We start from the raw sequence: 13,916 nt of genomic DNA on the forward strand, positions 1-13,916 counted from the left end.
AATGAAAATAAAGAATATTGCTTTTATTGGTTTAGGTAACATGGGCTTTTACATGGCCAAACACTTGGTAAAGAAAAAATATAAAATTTTTCCATACGATATAAATAAAAATAATTTAAAAATTTTTTACGATACAACTAAAATTAAGAAGGAAAATTTTTTAAATTCTATAGAGAAAATAGACTGTGTAATTTTAATGGTGCCTTCTAGTAAAGAAGTAAATGATATTATTTTTAAAAATAACAAACTTTCGCAAAAATTAAAAAAAAATTCCATTATTATTGATATGAGTACATCAATACCAACAGAAACTTTAAAAATAGGAAAAAAATTAAATCAAAAAAAAATTAAATTTTACGATTGTCCAGTAGCTGGAGGTGTGAAATTTGCAAAAACTGGTGAGCTAACTTTGTTTTTTGGTGGAACTAAGAAAAATAATGAAATAGTGAGAGTCTTAGAATGTTTTGGAAAAATAATTTGGTGTGGAAAACTTGGTAGTGGCCATTCTCTAAAAGCACTTAATAACTTTATTAATGCCTCAATTCTAAATACCTACCTTGAAGCAATTACAACAGCTTTCAAATTTGGAATAAAAAAAAATTTTTTAATTAATGCAATAGATCAAGCAACAACAGGTAAGAACCATCCTTATTTTAAAAAAATCAAAGATGGAATATTAATGAAAAATTATAATTCTGGATTTACACTTAATTTACTTACTAAAGATGTGCAGATTGCAAATGATTTAATTAAAAAATATGTTAAAAATGCAACAATATCGTCAAATATTTTAAACCTTTTAAAAAAATCAAAAAATAAACTTGGAAAAAATTCAGATCAATTAAAACTTTATAAAATGTGGTCAAACAAAATATGAAGAAAGTTTTAGTTTTAGGCAAAATCCACAATGCAGGAATAAAATATTTAAAAAATCTTTCATATCAAGTTGATGAAGTTAGTGATCAAAATAATGATTACAAAAATATATTAAATTCGTACGATGCTTTAATTGTAAAAATGACAAAAGTAGATCAAGAATTTATTGATTTATCTAAAAATCTTAAAATTATTGCTAGACATGGAGTTGGTTATAATAATGTAAACCTTGATGTAATAAATAAAAGAAAAATACCTCTTTTTATTATTGGGGATGTGAACTCAACGTCAGTGGCAGAACATACATTTGGTTTAATTATAAATATTGCGAAAAAAATTAACTATTACGATGCCGAAGTGAGATCTAATAATTTTGAGATAAGAAATTCTTTTAATAGCAATGACCTTAATAAAAAAAATATTTTAATTTTTGGATATGGCAGAATAGGAAAAAAAATTGCAGATATTTGTAGTTTTTTTAATATGAATGTTTTTATATATGATAAATTTTTGAATTTAGAAAACTTATCTAAGAACATTAAGATTGTTAAAAATATTAAAGAAAATTTAAATATTTATGATTTTATTAGTTTGCATATTCCGTTTAATGATTCTGAAAAAGCTCTTATTGATAAAACCTTTTTGGATAAATTAAAAAATGATTGTGCAATAATTAATACTTCTCGAGGTGATTTAATTAATGAAAAAGATCTAATCAATCATTTAAAAGAAAATAATAATTTTTATGCTGGACTAGATGTATTTAATCCAGAGCCACCTTCATCAGATAATGAACTATTTAAACTAAATAACACAATACTCACACCTCACTCAGCTGCGTATACTGAAGAGTGCCTTGCTGAAATGTCATTACATTGTGCAATTAATATAGAAAACTTTTTTAAAGGAAAAATTGATAATACTAGATTGATTAATAAAGAAATTTACTCTTAATCAACGTCTGATGCATCTAATTTAATTTTATTAAACATCAAAGGAATTAATATAGAAACTATAGCTAAACCAAAGAAAATTAAAACTATTGGCCTATCTAAAATTTGATAAAAATTTCCCTGATTCATAATCATCGTTTGTCTAAAAGATTCTTCCATTCTTGTCCCAAGAACTACACCTAATATCACTGGTGCTAGAGGATAATCACAAGATCTCATAAAATAACCAATTATACCAAATAAACACATCAAATATAAACTTAATGTAAGTTGGTCACTAGAATATATGCCTAGCATACAAATTATTGTTATTATTGGGAGTAATATAGCCATAGGAATATATAAAATTCTAACAAATAAACTTATTAGAGGGAGATTTAAAATTAATAAAAAAATATTTCCAACATAAAGAGCTGCAACTAGCCCCCAAACTACATCTGGCCTTTCAATAAATAACATAGGTCCAGCTTGAATATCTAGCATAAGAAATGCTCCTAACATTACAGCAGTCGTAGCTGAACCCGGAACTCCTAAAGCTAACATGGGTACAAAAGCTCCTGCACTAGCAGCATTATTTGCAGACTCTGGACCAGCAACTCCTTTTATCTCGCCCTTTCCAAAATTTTCTGGATTTTTACTTATTTGTCTTTCTGTTGAATAAGAAACAAATGATGCAATTCCAGCACCCGCCCCAGGAAGCACTCCAATAATAAATCCTATGAAACCTCCTCTAATTATAGACCAGAAACTATAAACTATCTCTTTTAATTTAATAAATACTCTGTGTTTTAATACTTCTCTTTTTTGATTTGATAAAATATTTTCAGAATTAATTATTACTTCAGAAATAGCAAAAAGACCCAAAGTAACTGATAGAAATTGTATACCATCCCAGAGTTCTGTAATACCTAAAGTAAATCTTTTTACTCCCATAAAATCTTCACCAATAGTTGATATCATTAAACCAAACACCATTGCTAAAAGAGCCTTAACCATAGAATTTCCAACTAAACTGCAAACTGCTGTAACTGCAAAGATGTATAATGCCAAGTACTCAGGTGCACTAAATTTAAGGGCCAAGTCAGCTACAAATGGCCCTAAAATCATTAAACCAACAACTGCTATTGTACCAGCAATGTAAGATCCAATTGCAGCAATACATAAAGCAGCTCCAGCATTACCTTGTTTTGCCATTTCATGCCCATCTAGACAGGCTATTACAGCAGATGTGTCACCTGGTACTCTTAAAAGAATGGATGCTGTTGATCCACCATACATGACACCTGTGTAGGTTGCTGCTAACATAAATACAGATCCTAAAGGGTCAAGCACCAATATTATCGGTAGCATCATTGCTAAAGCACCTGCAGAACCAATTCCTGGTAAAACTCCAACTATAGTCCCTAACAAAGAACCAAATAGTGCATACATTAAATATTTAACTTGTAGAATGATTTTAAAACCATCTATCAAATTTATAAATATTGTATCAAACATTTAATAAATCATTTTCTTTAAATCTTCTAAAAAGGGAAAAAGTTTATCAGTATCAACCAGTTCACCCATCGGCATTTGAAAATTTAACCCATAGTAAAAAATTATAAAAATACACAAAGTAATAATTGCACTAAAAACAAATGAATATTTTATTGTTTTTTTTAAATACAAAATAAATAAAAAAGAATAAAGAAAACTTGAAAAAAGGAAACCAATTAACTCAAACAGGACTACAAAAACTATTGTTATAAAAATTGGAGCCATTTTTGTGAATTTATTTTTAATAACTTCAAAAGTTATAGGATCGTTTTCATTTAAAGTTTTTAAACTTTTAAGAAAGTATATTGTCAATAAAAGAAAACCAAAAGTTGCAACTAAAATTGGAAAACTTGAAGGCCCAACCACATCCTCACCAATAGTTTTTTCTAAATCAAAGGAGGAAATAAAATATAAAATAAGAGTAATTAAAAAAATTGTTGCTAATAAATTTTGTTTTGAGAAGAATAATTTGTAAAAAAGTTTCATAAATATACTACCGTAACTTTTTTAAAAGTTACGGTAATATTATAATTTTTTATTTCTTAATTAAATTTAATTCAGTACTTAATTTGAAATAAGCAGCGTGCTCCTCAGCTAACATTTTATCCAATTTAGATTGATGAATAGAAATTGGTGCCAAGTTGTTTTTTGCAACATAATCTTGGAAAGATTGTGTTTTGGCAATTTTCTTCATAAGTTTGCTGTAGAAGTTTGCTTGAGCATTTGAGTTTTCATTTGAAAACCATAAACCTCTATATTGAGCAAGTATTGTTCCTTTGTATCCAGCTTTTTTAAAAGTTGGCACTTCAGGCATTGATGGTAGTTTAACTGATGAGGCAAGAATTCTCATTTTACCTGCTTTTACAAATTTAAATACTTGACCTGGGTTTTCTAAAATAAAATCTATATGACCACCAAGCAATTGCAAAACACCTTCATCATCAAACGGGGTATAAGTTATATCAACACCCTTCTCGTCAGCCATCATTTTTCCTACTAAAGATGCTACTTGACCAAAGTCACCCCCACCTTGAACTACCTTACCAGGATTTGCTTTTGCTTTTTTAATTATGTCATTTAAAGATTTATATTCTGAGTCTGCATTTACAGTTAGCAATAAAGGTGAAACTACCAATGCAGAAATACCTTTAGCATTTTGATATCCAACTTCTTGTCCAGTTAAGATAACGTTATTAATCTGTGATGGAGTTAGAACCTGCATTACATGTGGATCTTTGTTTTTATTTAAAACATAATTTCTAGCTTTTCCACCTCTTGCACCTCTTATAATTGTTAGCTTTACGCCATTAGGTAATAATTTCTCTTCTTCAATAACTTTGATTACTGCTCTTGCAAAAGCAACCGTTGAAGAAGTTTCTTTAGCATGTGCTACTATTTCAACTTCTTTAGTAGGCTCCCATGCTGCATTAGCAACTTGACCAAAACCTAAAAGAAAAATTGATATTGTGATTAGTATTTTTTTTATATTAGTCATAATCCCCCTTCTTAAAATTATCCTCAAAACGTATAAATTAGTAGTTAACATGTCAACAAAAAATAGTTTGTTAACATGTCAACTAAATGATTAAAAAGGCTTTAAATTATTGTTTTTTAATACAAGTTTTAAGATATTTTGCTTTCTAAAAATTTATTTGAATTAATTGCAACAATTCTAGATTTTTGAGATAGATTTGAAAATTTGTAGTTTTCATCTTTTTGAATTTTAACTATCGAGCTTTTATCAACATTAAATTCTTTATCATTTATTTTAAACTTAAATGTTCCATCTAAAATATAAAAAAAATATTCATGATCAGATTTTACCTGTTCTTCTTCATAGTTTTTATTTAATTCATAAAATTTAAAATCCATTCTTTCACCTTGTATTGAAGTGATATTATTTCCTACACTGTATGGTTGTTCAATATTATCTAGAATTTTGTAATAACAGTTGGGCACACCATCAATAATTATTGATTTATTGCCTGATTCACTTGTGCTATTCGCACCTTTATTTTTTCTATCTTGTATTTCACCTTTTTCAAATTTTTGATTTACCTCTTCAACACTCATAGGTTTATCTGGAAGTTCTTCATCTGCTGATACTCCTACAACAGTCCAAGTGCAATCTTTAATATATAAATATGCGCAAGGTTCATCTTCAGTAGCTTTCATAGAATGTCTCACATTAGGTGGAATTAAAATAAATGTTCCTGGATGGACAATTTTTCTCTCTTTGCCAACTACTGCATTAATTTTTCCTCTTAAGGCAAAAATTAAAAGTTCATTTGGATGATAATGTAATTCAGATCCTGTACCAGCTTCTTTTTGATTTAAGCAGTAATAAACATACTTACCCTCAATTATAGGTGAAGTTCCTGATGATAAATGTGGGGTTAATTTTACTGATTTTAATTCTTCAAATTTATATACACTCATAATTATCTCCTTGTAGTTACACCATAAAGTATTGTTAAAAAAGCTAAAAATAAAATTGTTAAAGTGATTGGTCTAAATAAAACAATAGTTAAATCCCCATTATGAATTGTTAATGCTCTATTTAAATTTTGTTCAATAATAGGACTCATAACAAATCCTAATACAATTGGTATTGGTGGTATATTAACTTTCATAAATATATAACCAAGAAATCCTAATATAAGAGCCATTAAAACATGTGCTCCATAATTACTGTATGAATAAGTTCCGATGATTATTAATATCATAACAAAGCAACCTAATCTTTTTTTGGAAATACTTGTTACTTTTGCAAATAAATTTGTAGCAAAAAAACCTATACATAATAAAAATAAATTTGTAACTATTAGACCACCAAAAATTAAAGATATTAAATTTTTTTCATCAACAAATAAAAAAGGTCCGGGAACAACACCTTTACTAATCATTAAACCAATTAATATTGCAGCAGCTCCTGAGCCAGGAATACCAAGAGCTAAGGTAGGAATTAATGTTCCAGCTACAACTGAATTATTTGCTGTTTCAGGTGCAGCTATACCTTCATCAATCCCTGTTCCAAACTTATCTGATAGTTTCGACCATTTTCTCTCTTGTGTATAAGCAATCATCGAACCAATTGCTGCGCCAGCGCCAGGAATTGCGCCAATTAATGTTCCAAGCAAGCTACATCTTATCCAAGTTGGGATAAGTCTTTTAATAAAAGACAATCTAAAACCTTTATCTAACTTTTGGAAAAAATTTTTTTTATCTACTTTTTTTTCATTTTTAGAGTCTACTAATAATTTAAAAGCTTCAGGACATGCTAATAAACCAATTACTATTACAACCAAAGGGATACCATCCATTAGATATGCTTGATCAAATACAAATCTCATTCCTCCAAAACCAGAAGTTCCTACAGTGGCTAAAAGCAAACCTAAGCCTGTAGCAAAAAAACCTTTGGCAATATTTTTTCCAAAAAAAGTTCCTATAATTGATAAACCAAAAATCCCAAGTGCAAACATTTCACCTGGTCCAAACTTCAAACCAAAATAAGCAAGAGTGGTTCCAGATACTATAAATATTAAAGTGCTAGTAAGTCCTCCAAATACACCAGATATCAAAGAAACTTGTAAAGCTCTTTTTGGTTCACCTTTTTGAGCCATTGTATACCCGTCAAGTATAGATATTGCATTTGCAGGTGTTCCAGGTGTTTTAATTAAAATAGCTGGTATTGACCCACCATATTCTGCTGCAGAATAAACTGCTAACAGAAATATAAGAGAGTCGCTGGTACTCATTACAAAAGTGAGAGGAAATAAAATTGCAAGAGACTGCGCGCTACCAAAACCAGGTAATGCGCCTAATAATATTCCCAGAAAAACACCTGAAAGTATTATTAATACTGTTGTAAATGTAAAAAGATTTAAAATAAAGTTGGGTAAGTTAAGTAAAATTTCCATATCAATAAAGTAAAAATGGTAAAAATTTAAGAGCGAAAGGTATTTTTAAAAAAATTATGAAAACAAACCAAAAAATTATCATTGAAATAAAAGATATTAGAGAAGAATAAAAGATTGATTTTCCTAAATTTAAATCAAGTCTATTTACAAGTAAGACAAACAAAAAAGAAAATGTTAAAATTTCAAAACCAATAAAGTCTAAAAATAAAATATAAATTATTGAAATAAAAAATAAAAAAACAATATCTTTAAAATAAATTTCTATATCTGTTTCTTTGTCCTCACTTGATTTAAGTAATGAAAAATTTTTAATTAAATTTTGTATTAATAAAATTGAAGTCCAAAAAATTGAAAAAATTAAAATAAGTCTTGGAAAAAAGGCGTCACCTGGATATCCGGGTAAAATAGATTTGGACATATTTGTTGTTTCGTAAAATAGAAAAATTAAAAAAACTAAAAAAAATAATGAAATAAATAAAACTATTTTTTTACTGTTAATTTTAATCATGATAAAAACCGGAGCTAATTTAATAGCTCCGGTTAAAAAGTTTTTAGATTATACCGTTTGCTTTCATGAAGACCTTAGCATCTTTCAAACTTTGTTGAAAATTGCTTGTGATAGATTTTCTATCATCTTCAAACATTGGTATAACGTGTGGTTGTTTTTTTATGTAAGCTTGATAAGCCTCTGAATCAATAACAGCTTTAGCTGCTCTTGCTATTTCATCCATAATCTTATCAGATGTACCTTTCTTAACCATAAATCCTTGGAATTGATGCGGAATAGTATATTTTGCACCTAACTCACCAATGGTTGGTACATCTTTCCACAAAGGATGATCAAGTCTAGTCTCATTTAATAAAGCTAATGGACATGCAACACCAGATTTAATGTGTTTGTTCCACTTTCCTGGTTGAGCAAAACCAACTCTTAAATGACCACCAGCTATATCTTTAACTACACCACCTGTACCTTTGTAAGGAACAAATCTCATTTTAATCCCTTGATCGTTATTTATAAGGATATGCTGTCTATGATGAAGTGAACCAGGTTTATTACTCCCCATTGAAAGTGTTCCAGGATTAGCCTTTTCAATTTTAATCAAATCAGACCATGATTTTATTTCAGCATCATCACATCTAACAGCAATTGCATACAAATGACGTTCAACCTTAGCTACCATTGAAAAATCATCAAATGTTTTTGTAAAATGTGGTAAGTTGAAATAACCTGAGTGACTACCATTTATATGTAAAATTGTATGACCATCAGCTTTTTTTGAGTCTGTATAAACAACACCCTCATGATTAGCTCCACCTGGTTTATATAGAACAGTTATTGGAACTCCCAATCTTCCTTTTTGTGACATTTCGTTAGCCATCATTTCACACCAAGCAGCAGCTCCTGAGCCAGCTTTGGTAGAACAAATTAATTCAATAGGTTTGGTTGGAAAAGAATTTGCAATTCCGCCTAGAGAAATTAAGCTAACAAAAATTGATAAAAAGAAAAATTTACTTATTATTTTTTTCATATTTCCCCTTATGTTTTAATTTCAAAAACTGTAACAAAATTAAGTTGACTTGTTAACTATTTTTTAATTTTATTTAATTAAATCTGTTTTAAATGTTTAAAAATTGGTATAAAATTTAGATTAATTAACTGTTAAAATTTAAAAAATACTAAAAAATAAAAGGATTTATAAAATGATCAACTTAGAAAAAGCTTTATCTATCGCAAATGAATGTATTTCAATTGCAAGATCAACTAATGCTAAACCGATTGCGGTGGTTGTGTTGGACAAGCATGGAAATACGGTAGTTTCTCTTAAAGAAGATGGTGCAAGTTTTTTTAGAATTGATGTTGCTAAAGGCAAAGCATGGGGATGTGTTGCAATGGGAGAGTCTAGTAGAGGTTTAGGAGAAAAAGCTAAAAATAATCCTGCGTTTGTAAATGGTTTGACTGTAACATCAAAAGGAAGGATTTTACCGAATCCAGGAGCGATACCTATAATGCATAATAATGAAATTATTGGTTCAGTAGGTATAAGTGGAGACAAAGGTGAAAATGATGAAAAAATTTGTATTGAAGCTGTGAAAAAAAATGGTTTTGAAACAAAATAATGATAGAGCTTGCAATAATAGGTCTTGGCAAGTGGGGTCTTGAATTAGTAAAATCAGTAAACGAAAAAAGCAAAGTAGTAAGATTTAACTCTGTAATATCAAGAAATCCTGAAAGAATTAAAAATGAAGCAGGAAGATACAATCTTTCAATCTATAAAAATCATAAAGATTTACTAAATAGTAAAAAAATTGATGGGTTTGTTCTTTGTACCCCTCATAGTTCTCATGAAAAAGAAATTAAAATTCTTTCCAGATATAAAAAACCTATTTTTGTTGAAAAACCTTTAGCATTAGATTCTAAAAGTGCAAAAAATATTATTTCCATATGTAAAAAGAAAAAAATTCTACTAGCCGTAGGACAGAATAGAAGATTTTTAGAGACTTACTTATTTTTAAAAAAACAAATCAAAAAGAATAAAATTGGAAAAATAACTCACATTGAAGGTTCCTTTTCAGGTAAGAGTAGTTTCAAAGATAATAAGAAAAGCTGGAGAAACAAAATTTCAGAAACGCCCTTAGGTGGAATGACAGGTAAAGGAATTCATATAACTGATCTTATGATTAATTTAAATGGTAAAGTGGAAAAAGTATTAGCAAGAAGTAAAAAAATTTTAAAAAACTCACAACTTGACGACTCAACTGATCTAATTTTAGAATTCAAAAATGGTACTATGGGATATTTAAGCACCATTTTAGCTACAAACAAATATTGGGAGCTAAAAGTATTTGGATCTAGTGGATGGATAAAAATTTTTAATGAAAAAGATTTGGTTCAGCAGATTGGAAACAGCAAGATTGAACATATAAATTTAAAATATAAAAATATTGAAAAAAGAGAGCTCGAGGAATTTGCGAAATGTATAAAATACAATAAAAAGTTTCCAGTGGATCTTAATGAAGTATTAGAAAACACTAAATTATTTCAGGCAAGCGTTAAGTCTAAAAAATTAAATTCTAAATTTATTAAAGTATAATTTAAATTAGTTCTGAAATTTTTAATCTTTGGATTTTTCCTGAAGACCCCTTTGGTAATTCTTCAAAAAAATGAATTTTATTAGGTGATTTAAAGTTTCCCAAAAAATTTTTGCAATGATTTAATATTTCTTCTTCTGAAGTAATACCTTTTTTTTTAAGAACGACACCAGCTTCAATTTTTTCACCATAATGATCACAAGCTACTCCGAATGCAGCTGCTTCTAGAATATTTGGATGTTGATAAAGTATATCATCAATTTCTCTTGGTGATATATTTTCCCCTCCCTTTATAATCAATTCTTTTATTCTTCCTTTAACAAATACGAAATTATCATCATCCATTAAACCAAGATCTCCTGTCAAAAACCAATCTTTATAAAAACTTTTTTTAGTTTCATGTGGATTTTTAAAATATTCTTTCATAACATTTTTACCTCTAACACAAATTTGACCAATTATATTTCTTTCAACCTCTTCATATTTTTCATTTAAAATTTGCACTTCATTTCCATAAGGTATACCAGGTGAACCATATTTAATTCGATTTGGTGAAGGTGGATTAGATAATATTGGAGCGCATGTTTCAGTTAACCCCATTGTTTCTATCATTTTTATTTTGAATTTTTTTTCAAAATTTTTATGAGTTTCTGGTGCTAATGCTGCAGAAGCACTTCTTCCAAATCTAATTGATGATATGTTGTAACTTATAAGATCTTTTTCTGAATACTTGTTTAGCAAAGATGATACAATAGTTGGTACTATACTAAACCATGTGCAATTAAATTCATCTATATGTTTCCAAAAATTAGTCACTGAAAATTTTTCAGATAAAACTAATGAACTTTGACTTACTAAGGGTCCCATTACAGTCACAATCAATCCATTTATATGATAAAGAGGTAATACACACATGGCTTTATCAGAACTAGTTAATTTATGAGAAATCATAACATTTTTACCACCATTTATTACATTATCATGGGTAAGCATTACACCTTTTGGTTTCCCAGTGGTTCCTGATGTATACATCAATAAACAATTGGTTGATTTGGTTATCACAGATAAATCTTTTTTCTGATTATCCAGTTTGTTTACAAAACTATCTTTATCAATTTCGATCAATTCAATTTCGCATTTAGATTTTTTAATTATTTTTTGTGCTAACTCTACATTTGATTTTGTCGAAAATAATATTTTAGATCCAGAGTGTTCAATTATGTATGCTAATTGATCTTCACCTGCTACTAAATTTAAAGGAACCTGAATCATTCCAGAATACATGATACCAAGCATCAATTGAATTCCACTTAAAGAATTTTCTGTAAGGGTGCAAATTAATGATCCTTTTTTTTGTTTTTTTTCAACAGTTAAAAAATAATTTAATTTTTCTAAATTAATCTTAAGCTCCTTATTTGATATTTTTATTTCTGTGTGTGGACAGGTTATAAAATCTAAGTCTTCTTTATTTTGTGAATTAAAATTAATATAATCTCTGACAGTGTCTAGCTGCATTGTTTATTCTAAATTTTCTAATTCATTTGGATCGTATTTTTCACAATATTCTTTAAAATAGTCTTTAAGATTAGGTTCTTGACCTGGAATTAAATATGACACTTTAGTAATATTTAAAAAATGTTTATAGTTTAAATTATTATCTATAGTGTTTTTTTGCCATGTTCCACATCCCATTGATAAAGAAAATGGCAAACCATTTGTAAAGCTACCACCTGTTGCAAATGTATGTGCTTGGTTTACTATCACTCTACAAACAGGTAGATCTATACCTAGCTCAAGTATTCGATTATCTATTTTAGTGTGTATGCCTACTGAATGACCTATTCCTTGGTAATTTAAAATATCTTTAGCTAAATTCTTTGCCTCATTAAAGTTTTTAACTTTAAAAACTGATAAAACCGGTGATAATTTTTCTCCAGAGAAAGGATAATTTTTGCCCACCCCACTTTCCTCTACCATTAAGATTTCCACATCTTCTTTGACATCAACTTTTAATTCTTTTGCAATAAATTTTGCTGATTTTGCAATTATTTTTCTATTAAGTTTTCCTTCAATCCATAAATTCTTTTGTAAAATTTCTTTTTGATCTTTGTTTAATAAAATTGCATTCTTTTCTCTCATTAAATTTATTGCTTCATCGTAAATTTCTTCAACTAAAATTAAATTATTTTCTGATGAACAACTTGTTGCATTATCAAAAATTTTAGAACTTTTGATTTTAGATAAAGCCTCTTCTAAATCAGCGCTTTCATCAACTATTGATGTAACGTTTCCTTGACCAACTCCTATAGCTTTAGTTCCAGATTTGGAGGCTTGTATAACGTTATTTATTGAACCAGTTACAATAACCAAATCAACATTTTCCATTAACTTGTATGTAAGTTCCTTTGTAACTTCACCTCCAATTGTTTGAATTAAATCTTCAGGGGCTCCAACTTTTTTTAATTCAGAATTAATTAGTATTAATAAATCTTTAAAAACTTTAGTTCCTGATGGTGATGGAGATATAATTATTGAGTTTCTTCCTTTTAATGCGTTAATAATATTGTTGATTGGGGTAGCAGCTGGGTTTGTTGACGGTGTTACCGCTGCTACAACACCTACTGGTTTTGCTATTTCAACAATTCCTTTTTTCTTATCTTCACTTATCACTCCAACTGTTTTTATATTCCGAAGATCTCTTAATAATCCAAGAGTTTTTCTTTTGTTTTTCAAAATTTTATCACTTGAATTTCCAAGACCTGTTGCATCAACTGCTAAAGCTGAAATTTTTTTATTATTTAAAGGTTTGCACAAAGACCAAGCAACAGCAGTGATTACTTCATCTACTTGTTGTTGGTTATATTTTTCAAAAATGGACTGAGCTTTTCTTGATTTAAAAACTAATTCTTTAATAATATCTTCTGAAGATTTTTTGTTCATTTAATTCTTACTTTATTAAAATAATTATATTATTAAAGTTAAAATCAGTAGTTTGTTAAAAATAAAAATTAAGATATCATTCAATAATGTATAAAAAAAACAAAAAATTCGAATTTGATCCGAGTGTCTATAAAACTAGGAAAACTTTAGAAGACTATTCGGTTTATAATTACAATTTCATGTTCAAAATAAATAAACTATCAGCAAGAGTAAAAAGATATACTGTAAGAAATTTTAGAAAATATAACATTGGTAATCCTGAATTGGTTATTTTAAGTTTAATTGGTCAGGTAAAAGATCAACTTACCATTAAAGATCTCACTACTGTACATTGGATGGATAAAGGATTTATAAGTAGAGCAAGCAAAAAACTTATTGAAATGAAATTAATAAAAAAAATAAACTTCCCATCAGACAAAAGAAGGCACTACTTTAAATTGACTGATAAGGGAAAAAAAATATTTAATGAATTACAAAATATAAAAATCCGTAGATACAAAAAATTATCTGAAAATTTCTCAGATGATGAAATTGTAAATTTAAATAAAATTTTAGATAAAATGCTTATTAACTCGGATAACAATTTTGTAAGATAAAA

14 protein-coding genes are annotated in these 13,916 nt (G+C 28.1%); 5 read left to right on the forward strand and 9 right to left on the reverse strand.

Annotation, left to right across the window (positions count from 1 at the left end; translation table 11 throughout):
* Position 1 precedes the first annotated feature (1 nt).
* On the forward strand, positions 2 to 877 hold the full coding sequence (locus ACTTAX_RS02270; RefSeq protein WP_440692530.1) for an NAD(P)-dependent oxidoreductase: 876 nt from the start codon (positions 2 to 4) through the stop codon (positions 875 to 877).
* Positions 874 to 1,830 (forward strand): NAD(P)-dependent oxidoreductase, encoded by a 957-nt coding sequence (locus ACTTAX_RS02275; RefSeq protein WP_440692532.1) that lies wholly within the window; start codon positions 874 to 876, stop codon positions 1,828 to 1,830. Before ACTTAX_RS02270 ends, ACTTAX_RS02275 begins: the two co-directional genes overlap by 4 nt.
* On the opposite strand, the gene ACTTAX_RS02280 is transcribed toward ACTTAX_RS02275, so the two are convergent.
* The 7 genes from ACTTAX_RS02280 to ACTTAX_RS02310 form a co-directional block, all read right to left on the reverse strand.
* Entirely contained in the window at positions 1,827 to 3,326 is a 1,500-nt protein-coding gene (locus ACTTAX_RS02280; protein WP_440692534.1) for a tripartite tricarboxylate transporter permease, read from the reverse strand. The two genes, ACTTAX_RS02275 and ACTTAX_RS02280, sit on opposite strands and share 4 nt — an antisense overlap.
* Positions 3,327 to 3,851 carry a tripartite tricarboxylate transporter TctB family protein gene (locus ACTTAX_RS02285; protein WP_440692536.1) on the reverse strand — a complete coding sequence of 175 codons (525 nt, stop codon included), beginning with the start codon at positions 3,849 to 3,851 and terminating at the stop codon, positions 3,327 to 3,329. It lies immediately after the preceding gene.
* Positions 3,852 to 3,900: 49 nt separating this feature from the next.
* Positions 3,901 to 4,860 (reverse strand): Bug family tripartite tricarboxylate transporter substrate binding protein, encoded by a 960-nt coding sequence (locus ACTTAX_RS02290; protein WP_440692538.1) that lies wholly within the window; start codon positions 4,858 to 4,860, stop codon positions 3,901 to 3,903.
* A 128-nt stretch (positions 4,861 to 4,988) separates the two neighbouring features.
* Entirely contained in the window at positions 4,989 to 5,804 is an 816-nt protein-coding gene (locus ACTTAX_RS02295) for a cupin domain-containing protein (protein ID WP_440692540.1), read from the reverse strand.
* 2 nt (positions 5,805 to 5,806) lie between these two features.
* On the reverse strand, positions 5,807 to 7,285 hold the full coding sequence (locus ACTTAX_RS02300) for a tripartite tricarboxylate transporter permease (RefSeq protein WP_440692542.1): 1,479 nt from the start codon (positions 7,283 to 7,285) through the stop codon (positions 5,807 to 5,809).
* A gap of 1 nt (position 7,286) precedes the next feature.
* Positions 7,287 to 7,793, reverse strand: a complete 507-nt coding sequence (locus ACTTAX_RS02305) for a tripartite tricarboxylate transporter TctB family protein (RefSeq protein ID WP_440692544.1) — start codon at positions 7,791 to 7,793, stop codon at positions 7,287 to 7,289.
* Positions 7,794 to 7,836: 43 nt separating this feature from the next.
* A complete protein-coding gene (locus ACTTAX_RS02310; RefSeq protein WP_440692546.1) occupies positions 7,837 to 8,817 on the reverse strand; it encodes a tripartite tricarboxylate transporter substrate binding protein in 981 nt (326 codons plus the stop codon).
* A gap of 172 nt (positions 8,818 to 8,989) precedes the next feature.
* On the opposite strand from ACTTAX_RS02310, the gene ACTTAX_RS02315 reads away from it, so the two are divergent.
* Both ACTTAX_RS02315 and ACTTAX_RS02320 read left to right on the forward strand, forming a co-directional pair.
* Entirely contained in the window at positions 8,990 to 9,406 is a 417-nt protein-coding gene (locus ACTTAX_RS02315; protein ID WP_440692548.1) for a GlcG/HbpS family heme-binding protein, read from the forward strand.
* On the forward strand, positions 9,406 to 10,380 hold the full coding sequence (locus ACTTAX_RS02320; RefSeq protein ID WP_440692550.1) for a Gfo/Idh/MocA family protein: 975 nt from the start codon (positions 9,406 to 9,408) through the stop codon (positions 10,378 to 10,380). The genes ACTTAX_RS02315 and ACTTAX_RS02320 overlap by 1 nt, the downstream gene beginning before the upstream one ends.
* 1 nt (position 10,381) lies before the next feature.
* Here ACTTAX_RS02320 and ACTTAX_RS02325 read toward each other — a convergent pair whose 3' ends face one another.
* Together ACTTAX_RS02325 and sauS are read right to left on the reverse strand one after the other, a co-directional pair.
* Positions 10,382 to 11,893, reverse strand: coding sequence for an AMP-binding protein (locus ACTTAX_RS02325; RefSeq protein WP_440692552.1), 1,512 nt, complete (start codon positions 11,891 to 11,893; stop codon positions 10,382 to 10,384).
* 3 nt (positions 11,894 to 11,896) lie between these two features.
* Positions 11,897 to 13,318, reverse strand: coding sequence for an acylating sulfoacetaldehyde dehydrogenase (sauS, locus tag ACTTAX_RS02330; protein WP_440692553.1), 1,422 nt, complete (start codon positions 13,316 to 13,318; stop codon positions 11,897 to 11,899).
* A 179-nt stretch (positions 13,319 to 13,497) separates the two neighbouring features.
* On the opposite strand from sauS, the gene ACTTAX_RS02335 reads away from it, so the two are divergent.
* Positions 13,498 to 13,914, forward strand: coding sequence for a MarR family winged helix-turn-helix transcriptional regulator (locus ACTTAX_RS02335; protein ID WP_440692555.1), 417 nt, complete (start codon positions 13,498 to 13,500; stop codon positions 13,912 to 13,914).
* Positions 13,915 to 13,916: the final 2 nt, after the last annotated feature.

Source organism: Candidatus Pelagibacter sp. HIMB1695 (assembly GCF_052047655.1).
Classification (GTDB): Bacteria; Pseudomonadota; Alphaproteobacteria; order Pelagibacterales; family Pelagibacteraceae; genus Pelagibacter.

Bases quoted from the DNA above. Each gene is read 5' to 3' on its own strand.
- ACTTAX_RS02270 (WP_440692530.1), top strand. From the start codon at position 2: ATGAAAATAAAGAATATTGCTTTTATTGGTTTAGGTAACATGGGCTTT.
- ACTTAX_RS02275 (WP_440692532.1), top strand. From the start codon at position 874: ATGAAGAAAGTTTTAGTTTTAGGCAAAATCCACAATGCAGGAATAAAA.
- ACTTAX_RS02280 (WP_440692534.1), bottom strand. From the start codon at position 3,326: ATGTTTGATACAATATTTATAAATTTGATAGATGGTTTTAAAATCATT.
- ACTTAX_RS02285 (WP_440692536.1), bottom strand. From the start codon at position 3,851: ATGAAACTTTTTTACAAATTATTCTTCTCAAAACAAAATTTATTAGCA.
- ACTTAX_RS02290 (WP_440692538.1), bottom strand. From the start codon at position 4,860: ATGACTAATATAAAAAAAATACTAATCACAATATCAATTTTTCTTTTA.
- ACTTAX_RS02295 (WP_440692540.1), bottom strand. From the start codon at position 5,804: ATGAGTGTATATAAATTTGAAGAATTAAAATCAGTAAAATTAACCCCA.
- ACTTAX_RS02300 (WP_440692542.1), bottom strand. From the start codon at position 7,285: ATGGAAATTTTACTTAACTTACCCAACTTTATTTTAAATCTTTTTACA.
- ACTTAX_RS02305 (WP_440692544.1), bottom strand. From the start codon at position 7,793: ATGATTAAAATTAACAGTAAAAAAATAGTTTTATTTATTTCATTATTT.
- ACTTAX_RS02310 (WP_440692546.1), bottom strand. From the start codon at position 8,817: ATGAAAAAAATAATAAGTAAATTTTTCTTTTTATCAATTTTTGTTAGC.
- ACTTAX_RS02315 (WP_440692548.1), top strand. From the start codon at position 8,990: ATGATCAACTTAGAAAAAGCTTTATCTATCGCAAATGAATGTATTTCA.
- ACTTAX_RS02320 (WP_440692550.1), top strand. From the start codon at position 9,406: ATGATAGAGCTTGCAATAATAGGTCTTGGCAAGTGGGGTCTTGAATTA.
- ACTTAX_RS02325 (WP_440692552.1), bottom strand. From the start codon at position 11,893: ATGCAGCTAGACACTGTCAGAGATTATATTAATTTTAATTCACAAAAT.
- sauS (WP_440692553.1), bottom strand. From the start codon at position 13,318: ATGAACAAAAAATCTTCAGAAGATATTATTAAAGAATTAGTTTTTAAA.
- ACTTAX_RS02335 (WP_440692555.1), top strand. From the start codon at position 13,498: ATGTTCAAAATAAATAAACTATCAGCAAGAGTAAAAAGATATACTGTA.